The following is a 14918-nucleotide window of genomic DNA, read 5'->3' as shown; positions in this document are numbered from 1 at the left end:
GAACGCGAGGAGTCAGGTGTCCTTCGAGCAGTGGAGCACACGTTGGGAATCAGTACCGCTGTCCGAGGCAGCAGAGCGCTACGACATCTGCAAAGCCAGCGACAACCACGTGGAGGACCTGGAAGAACTCTTCGAGGACGGACCGGAGTGCTTCTTCGTTCACCAGGGTGACCTCACCGTCGACGGGCCTTTGTCGATAGGGAACGACCCTGGTCTGGCGCAGGACACCGTTTACGTCATCGATGGCGACCTGACGGTCAACGGGCCGATGCGCTTTTTGAACGCAGACGTCTGCACGCCGCTTTACATCACCGGCTCGGTCACCGCGCAGCACCTGATGTGCCTCCTGGACAGCAATCTTTTCATCGGCGGCTCGCTCACTGTCGGGGGCCTGCTGATGACGGAACTCTCCGACATGGGAATGCTCGTCGTACACGGTGCTGCATCTGCGGGCGCGTGGCTCGAAACATGGGACAGGGGTGACGTCACCTTTGTCGGTGATCTGAAGGCCCGTCGGCTGCGCGTGTCCGAGGGCGATTACCTCGAAGACTCCGACGCGGATGACGCGGCTGACATCCTGTTGCCCGAGTTCCTGGACGGCGACACTGGAGATGCCTCGGAAAAGCTCTGGGAAGCCGCGCGTGAAGGACGTCCCCTGCTGCGCCCCTGATTTCCTGCCGGTTTGATCGGCAGCCGCGGATGAGGACAACTGGGTGAAGCCTGTCCGCGCGGGCGGGAGATGGTGTGCCTGGACGATGTCGGCGATCAGTTGTGGGACCCCCCTCCCGGCGGCGGTAGCCGCGCCCTGCGCGGGCGTCCTCCAGCTGCGTGCGCAGGGCGCGCAGCTGCTCGTCGCCGGCGCGGCGCAGTTCCTCCAGCTCGGTGCGCGTCGCGTCGGTCTGGGCGCGGGCCCGGCGGCTGTCGTCCTGGGCGGAGGTGAGCTGGGTGGCCAGGGTGTCGGTACGGCTGCGCTGCTCGGTGAGCTGGTCGCCCAGCGCTGCCGCGCGGGCGCGGGTGGCGTCCTCGCGCTCCTCGGCCTGCCGCTGCGCCTGGAGCGCCGGGACAGTTCGCCGCGGCGATCGGCCGGCACGGCGGCCATCTGCCCCTGCCGCATTCCAGCTAGTGGCTCGTCTCGGAATCTCGAACGGGTAATTGGTCTCGGGCGGTGAGGCCGTCAGGCTGGCTGCTTCCGCAACATGGAGGTGATCATGGCTCACCGACCGGAGGTGTCCGTCCGGCCGTTGACGATGGAGGAAGGCCGCAAGCTGCAGCGGATCCGGTGAAACTGCGGCGGGCGATCGTGGTGATGATGTCCGGCCAAGGTCGAAGCGTTCCGGACAGCACCTCGTTAATGCGGGTCGGTGACGACTACGTCCGTGACGTCATCCACGCCTTCAATGAGCGGGGGTTTGCGGCGCTGGACCCAAAATGGGGCGGGGGCCGTCCACGAACGATCAGTGAGCAGGTACGTGAGCACATCTGCTTGATCACCAAGACGGTCCCGGCCGAGTGGGGCATCGCCGGGATGTCGACCTGGAGCCTGCCACCCTGGCCGAGCACCTCGTCACTCGAGGCGTGGTGGCCGCGAACAGCCGCGAACACCTGCGGCGGATCCTGCGCGCGGGCAGGGTGGCCTGGCGGACCACCGCCTGGAAGCCTCCAACGACCCGTACTTCATCGCCAAGATGCAGCGCGTGCTGGAGTTATACGATCAACGGCCCGCCGAGGGGCAGGCGGTCTGCGTCGATGAGTTCGGGCCGCTGAACCCGATGCCCCGCAAGGGCAAGCGCCGGCGGCCGGCCGGAAGTCCGGCGCGGCTGCGGGCCACCTACAACCGCTATTACGGCGTGATGCACATGATTGCCGCCCTCGACCTGGCCACCGGCCAGCTGTACTACCGCATCCGCAAACGCAAGCGGTGGCGGGAGTTCTTGTCCTTCCTCAAGACACGGCGATCGGCGCTTACGTCCGCTGGCGCAACACCCGCGCCCAGCCCAAGACCAACTCCGCGGCCGGCTCACCCATCAGGAGTTGGACCGGTTATCCAGCCAAGGCCGCATGAAGATCGCTAGTTGTCGAGGAGTCGCAGGGCCGCTTGGCTTCTGGCGATCAGTTCGGGGTCGCCTTCGGTCATGCGCAAAGTCAGGGCCTCGTGCAGCACCTCGCGCGCCTCATGTCTGCGACCCAGGTCAGCGAGGGTCTTGCCGAGATGCTGGAGCGGGAAGTACAACATCTCGGGTACCTCTTTTCTCGCCAGGGCGAGCATCTCGCGGCAGAGAGTTTCCGAGGCAGCCGCGTCGCCTGAGTAGCGATAGGCGTCGGCCAGATTGATTGACGCCGCGATCCGCCTGCCGCTCGTGTCCGCCAGATCGAGCGCACGGTCGAGGTGATCGATCGCGTCGCCGTACTCGCCCAGAACCAGCAGCCCGACCCCCAGCGCGCGCAGCGTGGTGTAGTCGGTGGGGTCTTGAGCACGGGCCGAGTCGACGAGCGCGGTGAGCCTGTCGCGATCGCTGGGGACCATCCGTTGCCGCTCGTCGTAGGTGATGAGCTGGTTGATTTCTTGGAAGAGCACAGCCAAGCATTAAAGCGCATTTTTGGCGAGCAGCGGCAGGGCAAAGAGGCAGGGCGCCCAGGACGACAAGAATGGCCTCACCAATCCCGCCGAGGTTCGGTGACGGGCCATTAGCCGGGTGACAGCGCAGCGGAGGTGCCGTCGATGAAAACCCGCAGGCCGTGTTCGAAGGCCTCCTCGCCGATCGGCCCGCCGCCCTCACGCAGGGCAGCCACCAGCACGGCCGGTGCGCGGTCCAGGGATTCCGGCGACGGCGCTGCCGCCTGCTCCTGCAGGACGAATCCGTTTACGTAGTAGGTCAGGGAAGCGATCGTGTGCAGCGCCAGCGCCGGTGTGAAGCCCCGTTCGGCCATGGCTGTCAGCTCCTGCTCGAACAGGGCTACGGTCTCGGGGCTCAGTGAACGGGCGTGGGCGACCACGCGTGCGCCGTCGCGCCGGGCCAGAAGCGTGGTGCGGTAGGCCCGGGCGCGGCGCAGGAGCCAGTCCTGCCAGGACTCGTCGTCACGGGGCGGGCCCATCCCCGGAGCCCGGCAGATCGCGTCGGCCATCCCGTCGAGCAGTTCCTGCTTGGTGCGGATGTGCCAGTACAACGCGGGGGACTGAACGCCGAGTTCCGCGGCGAGTCGGCGCACCGTGAGTCCCTCCAGCCCCACCTCGTCGAGCAGCCGAAGCGCGGTGTCGATCAGCACCTGCTTGGTCAGACCGGGCCTCTTGTCGATGGGCATGTGAGTAGCTTAGCGTCGCTAAGTGGAGCCCTTAGCGATGCTAAGTGAGGAGGCGTGGTGCGTGCTTACGACGAGGGGCAGGGGCCGCCGATCGTGATGGTCCATCCGGGGCTGTCCGACGGGAGGCGATGCGGGAAAGTGGCCGCGATCCTGTCCGGCCGTTACCGGGTGCTGCGACTGGACCGCCGGCAGTACCGGCTGGATCGCGGCGCGCCCGTCCAGGTCGAGCAGGAGGTCGAAGACGTGCTGGCGCTCATACGCTCCGTCGGGAAGCCGGTGGTTCTCTACGGTCACTCCTCCGGAGGGGTGGTCGCACTGGAGGCCCTGGCGGCCTCGCCGTCCTCGTTCGCCGGCGCCGTGATCTTCGAGCCGTCCGCGGTGATCGGGCCGCCGCTGTCGGGGGAGGGCGGCGAGGTGCTTCAGCGGGCTCGCGCGGCGATGGCGTCGGGCAAGCCGGGCAAGGCGTTGACGATCTTCATGCGGGACACCGTCGGACTGCCGGACTGGCAGGCCTGGCTCGGCGGCGCGATCGCCGCCCTCATCCCGTACTACCGCCGCCTCGTCCCCAGGCAACTCGACGACCTCGAGGCGATGGACCGGCTCGGTGTACGCCTCGGCGCCTACGCCGCGATCGAGGTCCCCACGGTCCTGCTCGGCGGCGAGCGCAGCCCGGCGAACCTGGCCGAGCGGCTGGACGCTGTCCAGCGCGTGATGCCGCGCGCCGAGCGGGTGGTGCTCTCCGGATGTGACCACGGGGCCGACCTGAAGAAGCCGGCCGCGGTTGCCCGCGTCATCCGGGAGCTGGCCGAGAAGGTGATTGTCGACTGAGACGATCCGCCCCCGAGTGGAGACAGCGCTGCCGCGGAAGCTGCTCACGCGCCGGGCGGCCTCCAGATAGGCCCTCGGCTCCCGAGCGTGTCCTCAGCCGCCAGGCCAGTGCGGCAGAGGAGCACGAGATCAAGTATCTCTCAGCGCGGTTCCCATGGAGGACATCGGATATAATTGATCATGCGTCGGCCTCCTTCGAGCCCGACGCTTTTTTATGTCCATCGAACTCACTCGGCAGCGCGCTCGCGGGCGCCTCTTCCACGCCATGATCACGGATCCGCATGGTGACCAGCTCCTGCCGCTGGCAATGCTTCGGGAGCGCTACCCAGACCTCCACGCGCGTCACGTCGCCAAGTACACCGGCCGAGAGCACTGTCTACGTGAACGAGTGATACCGCTCGAGTGCACCTGGGCCGACGTGGTCTTCCTTTCACCGCTCAACCCCACAGTGTTGTTCGACGCGGTGCGAAGTGCTGGGCTGCGCATGGGCAACGTCCCGGTCTGGACACTCGACGCCTCGCAACTCGACCCAGCACGATGCTGCATCCGGCTCATGCGCGTCACACCGGGAGCCCGAACTGCCGACCCCGGCACCGAGGACGACTATCTCCCGCTGACAACCGCCACGCTACGGGCAGTCTCCGAAGTGACCGACCGCGCTCTTGAGCGGCTCCGGAACCTCGGCCCAGACGAGCCGCTGCTGCCGTGGGGCGACGTGCCACACGTTCTCCACCGTGGGCCGGTAGCGCTCAACCTCTTCCAAGAACTGCCGTCACCTTCGACGCATCCCTGACATCCATGGCGGCCGGCTTCGATCAGCACCCAGCCACGCCTGGCCGCCGGGCATGAGGTGACCATCCGAGAGACCGGGCAGGTCGTGCCACGCGGGCACACCGACGAGTGTTTTCTCCGCATCGAGCGGCGCGTGCCCGGCCATGATCATGTGCGGGATCAGGTCCACGACGTCCTGCCATGCGGCGCCGATCGACGGCTGCGCCCAGTCAACGACCATCAGCGCGTCATCGCTGTCGCGGATGAGCAGGTCGTCCGGCCGAATGTCGCCGTGGACCAGCGAGGGCCCGGCCGTGCAGGCAACCCACACGCGTTCGAGGTCGGCCGGCATGCCCAGCCGATCCCGTTCCCACGGGCCCAGGCCGATGGATGATCATCGGCCTGGAGTGCGGGTGTTCACATCAGCAGTTCTTGGCCGACGGCGCGCAGAATTGGACCTCGGGGTAGCGCGGGGAGGGCTTGTCCAGCAGGGGCTGCGGCTTGCCGCGCAGGTGCAGGTCGAAGAAGGCGGCGACGTACTTACGGGTGATGTCCACCGAGCGGGTTCCCTTCAGGCCGCTGCCGAGGTCCACGCCGAGCTGCTGGAGCAGCATGTCGTAGTCGGTGAAGGACGGGTGCAGCGCCCCCTTCACCACCAGCCAGCGTTTCCACCCGGTCAGGTGCTCCCAGTCCCGTTTCCAGGTGCTGTCGGCTGAGGGGGCGCCCATCAACAGGAACGGTCGCGCCAGCCCGCTCTTGGGGATCGGGAGGAACATGCTGCCGTCCATGTTGATCCCAGCGCGCACCCGGGAATCCTTCAACATGGTCTCCGGGGCGGCGGCCCCTCCGATGGACTGGCCCGCCATCGCGATCCGGGCCGGATTGATCAGGGCGCTGCCCTTCCACCTGGGCCGCGGACCGGTCAACTGGTCGAGCACGAAGGGGATGTCGATCGCCCGGCTCCGGATCACCTTCTGGCCGAAGTCGTCGTCGTTGACGTTCTGGCAGGCGGCGCAGGTGGCGACCCGCCCGTCAGGGAAGGTGGTGGCGAAGTTCTCGTAGGTGTGGTCGATGCCGGCCACCACATACCCTCTGCTCGCCAGGTCCTCGGCCAGCCCCGTGAGCGAACTGCGAGGCCAGGTGAAGCCGGGCGACAGCACCACGAGCGGCAGACTGCGCCGGCGTCCCGACGGCTCGGCGTCGGTGAAGGCGTTCGTCCGCGTCCGGCTCAGCCCTTCCGGCGGTATGTTCTCCAGTTCCTTGATCCCCGAGCCCTTCAAGAGCAGCTCCGATTCCTTGGGGGTGACGTACGGCGCGCGCCGCCCGGCCCGCGCTGCCGTCGGGTACCACAGGGAGACCATGAGCTCCCTCGTCTTGGCCGCGGGGACCCACGGGTCGGGGCGGGAGGTGTCCGTCAGGTGCAGGGACGTCGTGCCGACCCGGTGAGGGCCGGTCGGCTTCGGGAGATACGGCGCGCCGGGTGCCGAGGCAGCGGCAGTGGCGGGGGCCGGCGCCCAGACGATGGAGGCCGTGAGGGTGAGCAGTCCCGCGACGGCGGCCACAAGTACGGGCCTTGTCCGCGCGGGGTAGGGGTTGTCGTGTGCCATGGGGTTGATCTTGCGGTCCCGGATCGGCGCCGGCATCGGCCGCGAGTCCATAACCCCCTCGGCCGAACGGTTGATCTCTGGAGTTGGGGCCGTGACTACTCGGGTCCTCATCACCGACGAGCAGCAACCGTGACTACTCGGCTCCTTATTGCCGACGACCGGCAAATGGACGGAGCCCTGCGCTCCGGCGCCACCGGGTTCCCGCTCAAGGACAGCGGGCCCACGCTGCTCATCGAGGCCGTCCGGGCGGCCGCGGTAAATGACGCGCTGGTGTCGCCGTCGGTGACCGTACGGCTGCTGCAGCACCTGGCCCAGCCCCAGCGGGCGGCGCAACCGGCGAGCGGTGTCTGAGCCAGGGCTCCGGGGCCGTTGATGTGTGTCGCCGATGCCCAGTACAGGGTCTTGGCCTGGGGGTCGATGCCGCTGAACACCACCCGGTCACGGGGCTTGAGCAGCAACCGGACGGGCAGTGGCGTCAGCGGGTCAGGCTCGTGGTTCGGTGCCGCGGATGGGGCCGGTGAACAGCTGGGCGGCGAGTTCGGCCGGCCGTGGCGGGAGTGCGGGGAACGCGGCGGCAGTGGTCCGCCGCGTTCCGGAGGAGGGCGGGGTTCAGGCGGCGGGAGTGGTCTTCTCCTCGTCGCGGGGGAAGAAGGGGAGCTCGATGTGGACGCGGTCGGCGGCGGCGAGGATCTTCTCCGCGTCGTCGACCGGCGGGTGGATTGCCTGGTTGATCCGCGTCTTGATCTCCTTGCCGTCGGTGCCCGAGGCCATCACCCTTCGGTCCCAGCCCCGGGTGAAGATCCCACCGGCACCGCCCAGGTCCAGGCAGGTGACGTACGGGCCGGGGGTGAAGTCACGCAGCGGCACACCGAGCAGGTCGGCCGCTGCGTTGTACCCGGCGACCTTGCCGAGCGGGGTGGCGTGCTGGCACGCCTGCATGACCGTGTGCTCGGCGTCGAACGCCGCCGCAGCGGTGTCCCCGGCGGCGAACACCTCGGGAAGGGCGCGCAGCCGCCGGTCCACCGGTATCCGGCCGAGGTGGTCGAGCTCGTCGCAGATCTGCCGGGTGAGCTCGCTGGCCCGCATCCCCACCGACCAGACCACCGCGTCCGCTTCGACCTTGGTGCCGTCGGACAGGACGGCATGCCCTTCGCCGACCTCGGTCACCGTCGTTCCAAGACGGCGTTCGACGCCCAGCTCGTCCAGTGCCGCCTCGATCTCCTCACGTGGGCCCGGGCCGAGCTGGGCTGCGACCACCTGCGACCGGTCGACCAGCAGCACCCGGCCCCGGGCGGCCAGCGCGGTCGCGGCCTCCAGACCGGTGAACCCGGCACCGACGACCACGGCCGTGTAGTCCTCCCGGTGGCGCAGATAGCCGGTGAGTCGCCGGGCTCCGTCGAGGGTGTCGATGTCGAAGAGCCGTTCAGCGCCGGGCAGGTCGTGGGGCCGGACGAGCCGGCTGCCGGCCGCCAGCACCAGGCGGTCGTAGCCGATCTCCTCACCATCGGCCACCAGCGTGCGGCGGTCGGTGTCGATCGTGCTCACCGAGGCACGCAGGTGCCCGGCGCCGATCGGCCCCAGGATCCTGCGCAGCTCCACCTTGGCCAGGTCCGGCTCCGGCTCGTACAGGCGCGGCCGCAGCACCAGGTGCTCGTTCGGCGCGATGAGCGTGATGCGCAGGTCCGCATCACCGTCCGCGCGCTCGCGTGCCAGCGCCGCGCCCGCCGCGCTCCACACGCCCGCGAAACCGCCTCCGATGATCACAACGTGTGCCATCGTCTCGTCCTCTCTCAGCCTCACCCCTGGGGATCCGGGGGCGGCAGGGAGACAAGACAGCGGGTTCAGATGTGACCGATGTGGGCAAACTTCTCGGGATTGGCCAGTCTCCGCAACGTCGTGATCCGCCCGTCGGAGATCTCCACGGTGTCGAGCCAGACCAGTTCGCCACCGCGGTAGGTCGCCAGGGCCGGCTGCCCGTTCACCTCGATGATCTGGAACGCGTCGGGACGCCTGATCTCGATCTGCCTGACCGCCAGCAGGGCGATCGGCTCGGCGCCCTGCACCGGTCTGCGCGCGGCGGTCACCTTGCCGCCGCCGTCGGCGACATAGACGACCTCGGGGTGTAGCAGCTCGACGAGCTCAGCCATGTTTCCCGCGTCGGCGGCCGCCTTGAACGCCTTGAGTAGACGTTCGGTCTCGGCCCTGGACGCCCGGGGCCGCTCCTTGACCGCGGCGACCCGCGCCCGCGCGCGGGAGGCGAGCTTGCGGCCGGCGGCGGGCGTGCTGCCGAGCACCTCGGCGATCCGGCCGAACGGGAAGTCGAAGACGTCGTGCAGCACCAACGCGACGCGCTCGGCCGGAGTCAGCGTCTCCATGACCACCAGCATCGCGGTGCTCACCGACTCGTCCATGAGCACCTGAGCGGCGGCGTCGGGCCCGGTCAGCAGCGGTTCGGGGAGCCAGGGCCCGACGTAGGACTCCCGCCGGACACGCGCCGACTTGAGCACGTTGTAGGACGCCCGGGCGGCCAGGGTCACCAGCCAGGCCCGCAAATCGCGCACCTCGGACAGGTCGGCGGCGGCGGCGCGCAACCAGACCTCCTGCGTCACGTCCTCGGCCTCGGCCACACTGCCGAGGATCCGGTAGGCCGCCCCGAATACGGCGGGGCGATGCGATTGCCAGTCGGCCTCCGCCAACGCACCGGTCGGCTCCACCCTCGGCCTCCTGCCCTTCTCGATCAGTGCTCGGCCGCCGATTCTAGGGTCTCGACGTCACCTGGGCCGCCGCGACCAGGCGTATGCCCACCAAGCGCTGCCCCTGGTCGGCCTCGCCGACCCCACCGAGACCTCCGGCGAGGGCGAGTCCTTGTGAATGGAGACGGGGCCTGACCACGCCGCCCGCGTCAGAACGGCAAGTGGCGACAGTACGCGCTCCGATAACGGGGTCCCGGGAGCCCTGGTCAAGGCTTGTGAATCACGTGTTGCGGCCCAGCCGATAGAGTCGCCCGGTATGCCCGCGCTTCCTCTCCGCCGGCGACGGACAAGGATCACCGTCGCCGTAGCCCTGGCCGCCATCCTCGGTTCAGGTACTGCCGTCTACCTGACGTTGCGCACCGAAGGCTCGCCCCAGCAGACGGCGACCGCGTTCCTGACGGCCTGGCAACGCGGCGACCTACCCGCCATGAAAGCCCAGGTGCTGGAACCGCCCCGAGACTTCGACGGCGTTTATGACGCCTTCACCAAGGGCTCCCAGGCCAAGCAGACAACCATCCGGAGGATCCGCGTCCGCCCCAAGGCCAACCTGAATTTCGGGGAGGCCGCCACCTACCACGCCACGTTCTCCGTCACCCTCGACGGCCCGGTCCCCTATACCTATGACGGACAGCTGGAGATCATCGATTTTGACCGCGCCTGGAAAGTTGCCTGGTCACCGAGCGCGATCCACCCCGGACTGCAGGAGATCGGCTCCAGCGAGGTACGGCAAATCCGCGTCGTACCCCAACGCGATGGCTCCTCCCGGCTTGTCCTCCTGGAAACGCGGGCCAGAGGAGAGCAGGCAGGACGGCTCTTCGCCGACGAAGGCCTCAAACTGGCGGCAATCCTGGCCGACTCGGCCCAACCCGGGGTCACCGGTTACTGAGCTTGTAGGTGTGGTGCCGTCGAGGGCTGACGACGACAGGGCGCCGGATATGTCGGATTCATGCAGTACGCGCAAGGCGGTGGCCTGACCGCCGAACGCCGGACCTTTGCCGAACGCCGGACCTTTGCCGAACGCCGGACCTTTCGCGGACAGCTCCGCCTACAGGCAGCGGAACTGTCCGCCCGACGACAGCCCAATCCCGTGATCGCCAAACGGCTACGGGTCAGCGTGCGCTCGGTCCAGCGCCGGCGCAAGACCCGGACCGAAGCAGGGCTCCAGGCACTGCCGGCCCGCAGGGACCGCGCGTACGCGGGCTTTGGAGGGGATACGCGCGGACACTTCAGGGCGCGGCCTGTCAGCTCGCGTGCAGCGCCAGGGTGGGGGAGAGGCGGGAAGCGCGGACCGCGGGATAGAGGCCGGCGACCGTGCCGATGACCAGCGTGGCGGCCAAGCCCCCGCCGACCGCCCACAGCGGGATCACCCAGGGGATGCCACTGCTCGCCGCGTAGACGCCGGTGGCGGCGGCACCCAGGACGATGCCGGCGGCGCCGCCGAGCCCGGACAGCAGCAGCGACTCGGTGATGAACTGGCTCCTTATCTGGCCGCGGGTGGCGCCGATCGAGCGCCTGAGCCCGATCTCGTAACGACGCTCGAGAACCGAGATGATCATGGTGTTGGCGACACCCACGCCGCCCACCAGGAGTGCCACTCCTCCAAGGCCGGGCAGCAGGTTGCTGAAGGCTCCCTCCACGGCGGCCTTGGCCTGGAGTCCGGACGAGGGGTCGCTGACGTTGACATTGTGCGGGGTCTGCGGGTCGACCGAGCGCGGGATCAGGGCGTGGACGGCGTCGACCCTCACGTCGGCAGAGCGCTCGTAGACGGTCGTGGGGTGGCCGTCGAAGCCGAGTTGGGAGCGGGCCACGTCCCAGCCGACCAGCGCGGAGCGGGCGATGTCGGGGGCCAGCGGCAACGGGCCGATGATGCCGAGCACGGTGAAGTACTGCCCGTTGATGTAGACCTGCTGGCCGGCCGCAGTGATGCCGAGGCGCTTGGCGGCCACATCGCCCAGGACGACGGACGGGTACTTGCCGGTGGCGCCGTTCAGCCAGGTGCCGCTCATCATGCGAGCCCGCAGGGTGGTGAGCAGGTCCCCGCTCGCGGCCTGGACCGCGATACCGCCGGTGATGTCGCCGGAGATCTTGTCCGAACGCCTTACGGAGAAGGGGAGCTGACCGGTGGCGCCGACATGTTCCACACCGTCGATCCGCGCCACCCGGCCCGCCGCGTCCTCGGCCAGCGGTACTTTCTTCCCTGTCAGGAGATCCTCGCCCGGGGTGATGACGAGCATGTTGGTACCCAACCTGTCGAGTTCCTGGAGAAGCTGCTCCTTGCTGGACGCGGAGATTCCCACCACCGCGATCATCGTGGCGATGCCGATCGCGATGCCCAAGGCAGACAGCACCACCCGCATCGGGCGGTTCCGCATCCCGGCCGAGCCGGTGTGCAGCACGTCCCGGGGTGTCAGCCTGGCCGGCTTCAGGGCCGGCCGCCGCCCGCTCACCGGGCGTCCTCCCTCAAGAGGGAAGCCACCACGGGGTTGCCGGCGTCCTCGACGACCAGGCCGTCGCGGATCCTGACCCGGCGGGGCAGCATCTCGGCGATCTCCGTGTCGTGAGTGATGACAGCGATGGTGGCGCCCTCCTTGTTGAGTTCATGGAGCAGCTCCATGACGGCCTCGCCGGACGCCGAGTCGAGCGCGCCCGTCGGCTCGTCCGCGAGCAGCAGATCGGGCTCGCCGACAACCGCCCTTGCGATGGCGACCCGCTGCTTCTGCCCGCCGGACAGTTCGTGAGGCCGGTGCTTCAACCGCTCGCCGAGCCCCACCCGTTCGAGTGCCTCGCCCGCCCTCTTGCGGCGTTCGGCGCGCGGCAGCCCGGAGTACAGCAGCCCTTCGGCCACGTTGTCCTGGGCGCTCATGCCTGGCACCAGGTGGAACGCCTGGAAGACGAACCCGATGTGCTGGGCCCGCAGCGCGGAGAGCTTGCGGTCGCTGAGCGCAGCCGCGTCGTACCCCGCGATCCGCACGGACCCGGCCGTCGGCAGGTCGAGGGTGCCGACGATGTGGAGCAGCGTGGACTTGCCCGACCCCGAGGGCCCGACGATCGCGAGGAGTTCACCCCGCTCGATGGTCAGGTTCACCCCGCGCAGCGCGGTGACGCCGCCCGGGTACTCCTTGGTGACGGCGGAGAGTTCGACCACCGGCGGCGCGGTTCGGATGGCCGTGCTCATGTCGACGGCACCCCGACCCGCATGCCGCCCCGCAGCCCGTCGCCGGAGATCTCCACCCGGCCCTGCGCGAACATGCCGAGCTTCACCTTCACCTCGCGGGCCTTGCCGTTCTCGACGACCTGCACCCCGAACGAACCGTCGTCCAGCGCGAGCAGCGCCCCGACCGGCACACTCAGCACGTTCTTGCGGGTCTCGCCCTTGAGCCGCACAGTGGCGGGCGACTTGTCGAAGCCCTTGACCTTGCCGGGGTCACCGAACGTGACCACGACGGCGATCCGGGGGGTCTTGTCGTTGGGGTCGTCGCCGGACTTCGCGGTGGACCCGACCGAGGAGACGGTGCCGCGTGTCCTGGTCCCGTCAGGCAACTGCACCTGCACTTTCTTGCCGACCTTGGCCAGCGCCGCCTGCGCCACCTTCACCTGCAACCGTACGACCCGGCCCGAGCCGGTGGTGGTGAGCAACCTCTGCCCGAGCGCGGTCCGGTCGCCGACCGCCGCGTTCGCGCTCTGCACCCGCACCGCACCGGGCGCGAACGCGATCTGGTCGGGACCGGTCTCGCCGGTCTCCTCCAGCCCGTGCGCCCGCTGCCACCGCTTGACCGCGTCGGCCGTGCCGGGCGTGAACTTGTTGTCGGCGACGAGGCCGCTGCCGTACCCGAGCGCCCGCAGGTTCCGCTTCAGCTGCCGGACGTCGTTGCCCGAGTTCCCGCTCCTGAGCGACCGGTACATGGGCTCGGTTCCATACATCAGCCGTACGCTCTTGCCGTCGACGGCGTAGAGCCGGTCGTCCCGCCTGATCTTGGCACCGGCGGCACTGATCCAGGTCACCGTGCCGGCCGCACCCGAGTTGACCTTGCTCTCCTTGTTGTAGCCCAGAGTGCCGTCCACGCTGGTGCTGCTGACCAGGTCGCCCTCGGTGATCGGCGCGGTGGCCGGTGGCAGCTCGGTCTGCTGCTGCCCGGAGCCCTTGGCGTCCGACTGGTCGACCAGGCCCGTGACGGCGAAGCCGCCACCCGTCACGGCCGCGACCGCCGCCACGGTGACGGCTATGGTGCGGCCCCTCATGCGGCGCACTCGTTCAGCGCCTTCATGAACTTCTCCGGGTCAGCCCCCTGCGGGAGCTTGAAACCGCTGTTCGCCCCGTCCGGCCCCGCCTTGGGGTCGGGCATGTCGAAGCCCTTCGCGCGCACACACTCCGCGATCTTGACCTGCTGGTCCAGCGACTGCTGGCTGCCTGAGTCGCTGTGGCCCCCACTGCCTCCGCTGCCACACTCGTCGAGCGCCTGCTTCCACTTCTCCGGAGAGACTCCGGCGGGCTGGTTGAGCACCTCGGCGTACGGGTTCGCGCCCGGCTTCAGGTCGGGCACGTCCATGCCCTTGCCGCGCAGGCAGGAACGCAGGGCCTGCGCCTTGTCGGCGGCCGCACTGTCGCCCGCTCCGCTGTCGCCCGCTCCGTTACCGCCCGTCGTGACCGTCTCCTTCGCTCCGTCGTCCGATCCGGACGACGGGGAGCAAGCGGTGGTGAGCATGGCCAGGGCGGCGAGACCGGATGCCAGGACCAGGGGGAGCCTGTGGTTCCTCATTGTGTTTCTCCTCGCGGACAGGGGTGCGCGGCGGCGGGCGCCGCGCCGGTACCACGTGATCGCGGCTGGTGAGAGAGTCGCAGAGGGGGCTGTTTCGTTTCTCTTACAGCCGACCCGAGCCCCGGTGCGGGCCGACTGCAGGCCCGGGCACGCGGGTCGGCGAAACAACGGCGAAAGGTCCGCTTCGGGTACACATAAGGCATGCGCGTACTGGTGGTGGAAGACGAGGAGTTCCTGGCCGAGATGATCGCCATGGGTCTGCGCCGTGACGCGATCACGGTGGATGTCGCCCTCGACGGCTTCAGCGGGCTGCGCAAGGCGCAGCTCGGTGATTACGACGTACTCGTGCTCGACCGCGACCTGCCGGGCCTGCACGGCGACGAGGTCCTCCGCCGACTGGTCGCCGACGGCCTGCTCACCCGCGTCCTGATGCTCACCGCCGCCACCGCCATCCCCGACCGGGTCGCGGGCCTGGGCCTCGGCGCCGACGACTACCTCACCAAGCCGTTCGCCTACGACGAGCTCCTGGCCAGGGTCCTCGCGCTCGGCCGGCGTGCCAGGCCGGCGCTCCCCCCGGTCATCGAGCGGGCCGGAATCGTCCTGGACACCGCACGCCGCCAGGCAGAACGTCACGGCCGTAGGCTCATGCTCACCCGCAAGGAGTTCGCCGTCCTGGAGACCTTGATGCGGGCGGACGGCGCGGTGGTCAGCGGCGAGGACCTCATCGAGCAGGTGTGGGAGGAGCATGCGGGTTACAACACCAACCCGGTGCGGGTCGCACTCAGCCGGCTGCGGGCCAAACTCGGCGATCCGCAGGTCGTGGAGACCGTCTCCGGTGCCGGTTACCGCATCGCCCTCACCCCGGCCGCGCCGAAGGTCGGCGGGTGATCGCCGGCCGAGGT

General features: G+C 69.2%; 20 protein-coding genes. 8 read left to right on the top strand and 12 right to left on the bottom strand.

The genetic code is table 11. The features are described 5' to 3' along the window. Positions 1–16: 16 nt before the first annotated feature. From J2S55_RS41100 to J2S55_RS41095, 3 genes are all read left to right on the top strand, one after another. Positions 17–670, top strand: coding sequence for a hypothetical protein (locus tag J2S55_RS41100; RefSeq protein ID WP_306872475.1), 654 nt, complete (start codon positions 17–19; stop codon positions 668–670). A gap of 495 nt (positions 671–1165) precedes the next feature. Next, on the top strand, positions 1166–1750 hold the full coding sequence (locus tag J2S55_RS48515) for a helix-turn-helix domain-containing protein (RefSeq protein WP_442480494.1): 585 nt from the start codon (positions 1166–1168) through the stop codon (positions 1748–1750). Continuing rightward, complete coding sequence (locus J2S55_RS41095; RefSeq protein ID WP_306872473.1) at positions 1686–2072, top strand: hypothetical protein; 387 nt, start codon at positions 1686–1688, stop codon at positions 2070–2072. The genes J2S55_RS48515 and J2S55_RS41095 overlap by 65 nt, the downstream gene beginning before the upstream one ends. On the opposite strand, the gene J2S55_RS41090 is transcribed toward J2S55_RS41095, so the two are convergent. Then, entirely contained in the window at positions 2069–2575 is a 507-nt protein-coding gene (locus tag J2S55_RS41090) for a tetratricopeptide repeat protein (protein ID WP_306875821.1), read from the bottom strand. The two genes, J2S55_RS41095 and J2S55_RS41090, sit on opposite strands and share 4 nt — an antisense overlap. Before the next feature lie 110 nt (positions 2576–2685). Continuing rightward, a complete protein-coding gene (locus J2S55_RS41085) occupies positions 2686–3300 on the bottom strand; it encodes a TetR/AcrR family transcriptional regulator C-terminal domain-containing protein (protein ID WP_306872471.1) in 615 nt (204 codons plus the stop codon). Between the two features lie 57 nt (positions 3301–3357). Here J2S55_RS41085 and J2S55_RS41080 point away from each other — a divergent pair, with 57 nt between their 5' ends. Continuing rightward, entirely contained in the window at positions 3358–4128 is a 771-nt protein-coding gene (locus tag J2S55_RS41080; RefSeq protein ID WP_306872468.1) for an alpha/beta fold hydrolase, read from the top strand. 178 nt (positions 4129–4306) lie between these two features. Here the strand turns inward: J2S55_RS41080 and J2S55_RS41075 are convergent, their stop codons facing one another. The 4 genes from J2S55_RS41075 to J2S55_RS41060 all read right to left on the bottom strand — a co-directional run bounded on the left by J2S55_RS41075 (position 4307) and on the right by J2S55_RS41060 (position 6506). Next, on the bottom strand, positions 4307–4474 hold the full coding sequence (locus J2S55_RS41075; RefSeq protein ID WP_306872465.1) for a hypothetical protein: 168 nt from the start codon (positions 4472–4474) through the stop codon (positions 4307–4309). Between the two features lie 282 nt (positions 4475–4756). Continuing rightward, complete coding sequence (locus tag J2S55_RS41070) at positions 4757–4891, bottom strand: hypothetical protein (protein ID WP_306872462.1); 135 nt, start codon at positions 4889–4891, stop codon at positions 4757–4759. Positions 4892–4900: 9 nt separating this feature from the next. Then, positions 4901–5251 carry a phosphotransferase gene (locus J2S55_RS41065; protein WP_306872460.1) on the bottom strand — a complete coding sequence of 117 codons (351 nt, stop codon included), beginning with the start codon at positions 5249–5251 and terminating at the stop codon, positions 4901–4903. A gap of 70 nt (positions 5252–5321) precedes the next feature. Beyond that, positions 5322–6506 carry an alpha/beta hydrolase family protein gene (locus tag J2S55_RS41060; RefSeq protein ID WP_306872458.1) on the bottom strand — a complete coding sequence of 395 codons (1185 nt, stop codon included), beginning with the start codon at positions 6504–6506 and terminating at the stop codon, positions 5322–5324. Positions 6507–6671: 165 nt separating this feature from the next. On the opposite strand from J2S55_RS41060, the gene J2S55_RS41055 reads away from it, so the two are divergent. Beyond that, positions 6672–6857 carry a transcriptional regulator gene (locus J2S55_RS41055; RefSeq protein WP_370879753.1) on the top strand — a complete coding sequence of 62 codons (186 nt, stop codon included), beginning with the start codon at positions 6672–6674 and terminating at the stop codon, positions 6855–6857. Positions 6858–7115: 258 nt separating this feature from the next. Here J2S55_RS41055 and J2S55_RS41050 read toward each other — a convergent pair whose 3' ends face one another. Then, entirely contained in the window at positions 7116–8282 is a 1167-nt protein-coding gene (locus J2S55_RS41050; protein WP_306872455.1) for an NAD(P)/FAD-dependent oxidoreductase, read from the bottom strand. A gap of 65 nt (positions 8283–8347) precedes the next feature. Beyond that, the gene (gene sigJ / locus J2S55_RS41045) at positions 8348–9220 is read right to left on the bottom strand and encodes an RNA polymerase sigma factor SigJ (protein ID WP_306872451.1); all 873 of its coding nucleotides are present in this window, start codon (positions 9218–9220) and stop codon (positions 8348–8350) included. Between the two features lie 295 nt (positions 9221–9515). On the opposite strand from sigJ, the gene J2S55_RS41040 reads away from it, so the two are divergent. Together J2S55_RS41040 and J2S55_RS48510 are read left to right on the top strand one after the other, a co-directional pair. Beyond that, entirely contained in the window at positions 9516–10145 is a 630-nt protein-coding gene (locus J2S55_RS41040) for an NTF2-like N-terminal transpeptidase domain-containing protein (protein ID WP_306872448.1), read from the top strand. A 60-nt stretch (positions 10146–10205) separates the two neighbouring features. After that, positions 10206–10580 carry a helix-turn-helix domain-containing protein gene (locus J2S55_RS48510; RefSeq protein ID WP_370879752.1) on the top strand — a complete coding sequence of 125 codons (375 nt, stop codon included), beginning with the start codon at positions 10206–10208 and terminating at the stop codon, positions 10578–10580. Here J2S55_RS48510 and J2S55_RS41035 read toward each other — a convergent pair. Genes J2S55_RS41035 through J2S55_RS41020 form a run of 4 tightly spaced genes read right to left on the bottom strand, consistent with a single transcriptional unit; the run spans position 10501 to position 14016 of the window. After that, on the bottom strand, positions 10501–11706 hold the full coding sequence (locus J2S55_RS41035; protein ID WP_306872446.1) for an ABC transporter permease: 1206 nt from the start codon (positions 11704–11706) through the stop codon (positions 10501–10503). The genes J2S55_RS48510 and J2S55_RS41035 overlap by 80 nt on opposite strands. Next, positions 11703–12434: an ABC transporter ATP-binding protein gene (locus tag J2S55_RS41030; RefSeq protein WP_306872441.1), complete on the bottom strand. Its 732-nt coding sequence runs from the start codon at positions 12432–12434 to the stop codon at positions 11703–11705. Before J2S55_RS41030 ends, J2S55_RS41035 begins: the two co-directional genes overlap by 4 nt. Further along, positions 12431–13498 (bottom strand): peptidoglycan-binding protein, encoded by a 1068-nt coding sequence (locus J2S55_RS41025; protein WP_306872438.1) that lies wholly within the window; start codon positions 13496–13498, stop codon positions 12431–12433. The genes J2S55_RS41030 and J2S55_RS41025 overlap by 4 nt, the downstream gene beginning before the upstream one ends. Beyond that, positions 13495–14016 (bottom strand): hypothetical protein, encoded by a 522-nt coding sequence (locus tag J2S55_RS41020; RefSeq protein WP_306872434.1) that lies wholly within the window; start codon positions 14014–14016, stop codon positions 13495–13497. The genes J2S55_RS41025 and J2S55_RS41020 overlap by 4 nt, the downstream gene beginning before the upstream one ends. 201 nt (positions 14017–14217) lie before the next feature. Here J2S55_RS41020 and J2S55_RS41015 point away from each other — a divergent pair, with 201 nt between their 5' ends. Next, positions 14218–14904: a response regulator transcription factor gene (locus tag J2S55_RS41015; protein ID WP_306872431.1), complete on the top strand. Its 687-nt coding sequence runs from the start codon at positions 14218–14220 to the stop codon at positions 14902–14904. Positions 14905–14918 lie beyond the last annotated feature (14 nt).

The sequence above is a fragment of the Streptosporangium brasiliense genome (assembly GCF_030811595.1).
GTDB lineage: Bacteria > Actinomycetota > Actinomycetes > Streptosporangiales > Streptosporangiaceae > Streptosporangium > Streptosporangium brasiliense.
Note: the sequence above shows the minus strand (reverse complement) of the source record. Positions and strands in the feature narration are given on the sequence as shown.

Coding starts and splice junctions, on each gene's coding strand:
- J2S55_RS41095 (WP_306872473.1), top strand. CDS start 1,686: ATGCAGCGCGTGCTGGAGTTATACGATCAACGGCCCGCCGAGGGGCAG.
- J2S55_RS41085 (WP_306872471.1), bottom strand. CDS start 3,300: ATGCCCATCGACAAGAGGCCCGGTCTGACCAAGCAGGTGCTGATCGAC.
- J2S55_RS41065 (WP_306872460.1), bottom strand. CDS start 5,251: ATGCCGGCCGACCTCGAACGCGTGTGGGTTGCCTGCACGGCCGGGCCC.
- J2S55_RS41060 (WP_306872458.1), bottom strand. CDS start 6,506: ATGGCACACGACAACCCCTACCCCGCGCGGACAAGGCCCGTACTTGTG.
- J2S55_RS41055 (WP_370879753.1), top strand. CDS start 6,672: ATGGACGGAGCCCTGCGCTCCGGCGCCACCGGGTTCCCGCTCAAGGAC.
- J2S55_RS41050 (WP_306872455.1), bottom strand. CDS start 8,282: ATGGCACACGTTGTGATCATCGGAGGCGGTTTCGCGGGCGTGTGGAGC.
- J2S55_RS41040 (WP_306872448.1), top strand. CDS start 9,516: ATGCCCGCGCTTCCTCTCCGCCGGCGACGGACAAGGATCACCGTCGCC.
- J2S55_RS48510 (WP_370879752.1), top strand. CDS start 10,206: ATGCAGTACGCGCAAGGCGGTGGCCTGACCGCCGAACGCCGGACCTTT.
- J2S55_RS41030 (WP_306872441.1), bottom strand. CDS start 12,434: ATGAGCACGGCCATCCGAACCGCGCCGCCGGTGGTCGAACTCTCCGCC.
- J2S55_RS41025 (WP_306872438.1), bottom strand. CDS start 13,498: ATGAGGGGCCGCACCATAGCCGTCACCGTGGCGGCGGTCGCGGCCGTG.
- J2S55_RS41020 (WP_306872434.1), bottom strand. CDS start 14,016: ATGAGGAACCACAGGCTCCCCCTGGTCCTGGCATCCGGTCTCGCCGCC.
- J2S55_RS41015 (WP_306872431.1), top strand. CDS start 14,218: ATGCGCGTACTGGTGGTGGAAGACGAGGAGTTCCTGGCCGAGATGATC.